This is a genomic window from Acinetobacter sp. CIP 64.7 (genome assembly GCF_000369745.1).
GTDB classification, from domain to species: Bacteria; Pseudomonadota; Gammaproteobacteria; order Pseudomonadales; family Moraxellaceae; genus Acinetobacter; species Acinetobacter fasciculus.
Genome location: NZ_KB850178.1, coordinates 642,515 through 644,623, shown reverse-complemented (window position 1 = coordinate 644,623; position 2,109 = coordinate 642,515). Strand labels below are relative to the sequence as shown.

At 38.5% G+C, this 2,109-nt stretch carries 2 protein-coding genes and 2 pseudogenes; all 4 read left to right on the top strand.

Features of this window, described 5'->3' with window-relative positions:
* Nucleotides 1-140: pseudogene (locus F890_RS18530) on the top strand (IS5/IS1182 family transposase); the annotation flags it as partial.
* Nucleotides 141-206: 66 nt separating this feature from the next.
* Entirely contained in the window at nucleotides 207-554 is a 348-nt protein-coding gene (locus tag F890_RS19035; RefSeq protein WP_228127348.1) for a hypothetical protein, read from the top strand.
* A gap of 89 nt (nucleotides 555-643) precedes the next feature.
* Nucleotides 644-1,132 (top strand): hypothetical protein, encoded by a 489-nt coding sequence (locus F890_RS19030; protein ID WP_005265945.1) that lies wholly within the window; start codon nucleotides 644-646, stop codon nucleotides 1,130-1,132.
* A gap of 17 nt (nucleotides 1,133-1,149) precedes the next feature.
* A pseudogene (locus F890_RS05355) lies at nucleotides 1,150-1,995 on the top strand (hypothetical protein); the annotation flags it as partial.
* Nucleotides 1,996-2,109: the final 114 nt, after the last annotated feature.

Here is a 2,109-nt window from a genome sequence, read left to right as displayed (position 1 = left end):
AGATGCATTGCATCAAATTATTAGGCGATAAATTAATGGCAAGAAGCTTTCCTAGTCAGGTGAATGAAATTCATGCACGTGTAGCAGTCCTCAACAGATTTACGGAATTAGGTCGACCACTTACCCAAGTTACGCCTTAAATTTGGCTCAATTAGGGGCGCTTTGCATTTCAAATCTTTGTGCAACAAAGCCTATCAGATAACTCTTTGACAGAAATTGGTGGCGATGGTGGTTCATGGGGAATCGGTATTCCTATTTATAATTTAAATGCCAATGTTGCGTTGTCTGGAACGACTTATGGAACAGACAATAAGCAAGCAATTGCTTATAACATTATGGCATCTACAGAAGGCTATGGAATTGACAAGAAAACCGGTTTACCAAGCACAACCTCGATTATATTGATTGATGGTAAAAATGGTGAGCATGGTGAGGCTGTTAACTATTATGCTGGTTTTAGGAATATCGATGCTTTGATCAAGTCAGAAGGAATTATTAGTTATAAAGATGAAGGTATTTATATTCGCGCTGATAAGCTGCTGATAAGCTGCTGATTGGAGCCAAAGCTGAGCTTGCGATTGGTCAATTACCAGGATCTAAATATAATTGTACCAATGCATCGATCACTAAATGCGGGGGCTATGTGCCTCACGATAATTTTTCTAAACGTGATGATGTCCTGACTAATATTGCTTTTAAACTTGATGGAAATGGTGAACTTCTGATTATTCCTGGTGTAGACCCAACTAGCAGTTCACCAGATACCAACTTCCTGTCATTTAATGCAAACTTTGAGTTTAGACCCCTTACCGCAGAAGAAAATGCCAACAAAGATAATCTGGGAAGCTATTTTAGTATCGCCAATGAAGATATTGATTCAGCCGGGGTATTAAAAACTTCGTCAATTAACTTTAACCGGATGGAAGGTCATTTGGGTGTCAAAGCAAAAGTTCGTGTCAGTGCAGATACAGTGACTTTGGATAATCAGGTCAAACTCAATTATGAAAATAATATTGCAACACCATTTAAGACCAATTTTGCCATGGCGACCAATGGCAATATGCAAAACATGGCAAGTATTGCACTGACTCGTGGAACCATTCGTAGCACGATGGGAATCACACCACGTTAAAAATCAGGATGAGAAAAATGAAAAAAATAATATTAAAAAGTCTAGTGGTAGCTATGATGGGCCTAAGTGGTCAGGTATCTGCATTAACCTCATTGGAAGACCAAGAGCTCTCAGAAGTCAATGGGCAGGCTTTATTGTCAATGGAGGTTCAGTCTGGATTTAACCAGATGGATAATCTAGGAGCTACTTATGACCAGAGTAATATCTCATTTTATAAATTAGGCCTGGAAGCCGAGATGGAAATTAATACCAATATAAAAAAGCTACAACTCGGGTGTGGCGGTGTTAATGGTGCAACCGGCTGTGATATTGATATTGATCATATTGCCTTAAGTGGTAATCCTACGAATGGCGCGGATCGTGCCGCGACTTCAGCTCTGATTACTAATCCATTTGTACAATTTGCCATAAAAAATCCAAATCAGGCATCTACACGTGAAGTTTTAGGTTTCCGTTTAAGTGCGGAAAAGATTTCAGGTCTATTGACAATGGGGACAGAAAATAGTGCTACACCAAATGGTATTAACAGTTTCAGTGGTTATATGAAAACAAAATCTTCATCAGGAGTTGCAACAACCGCTCCTCGTGTCATGGATTATGCTGCAACTGGAATGAATATTGAGGGCACGGTAAAAGGCACTATATTAGGTCAACCATTACCTCTGGATTTACATTACACATCTAGCAATTATGCTTTCCAGTTAAATTCTACAACAGCACCTTTTACTATTCCTGCTACGATAGTGTCAGGAACAAGAATGAAAGAAGTTGTACTAAAAGGGACAGGGACAGTAGGTCGTATTGATTTTAAAGGACCATTAAAAGCAGAATTATTGGATGGAGCATTAAAATTAGATAAAGAGAGGTGGATCAGGAAATTTGAACAACACTTATAAGTGATATTTTGCTCCCCAAATGATGTTATAAACATCAATATATGGAGTATTTTATGACACGTAGACCAAGAAGAAATCATT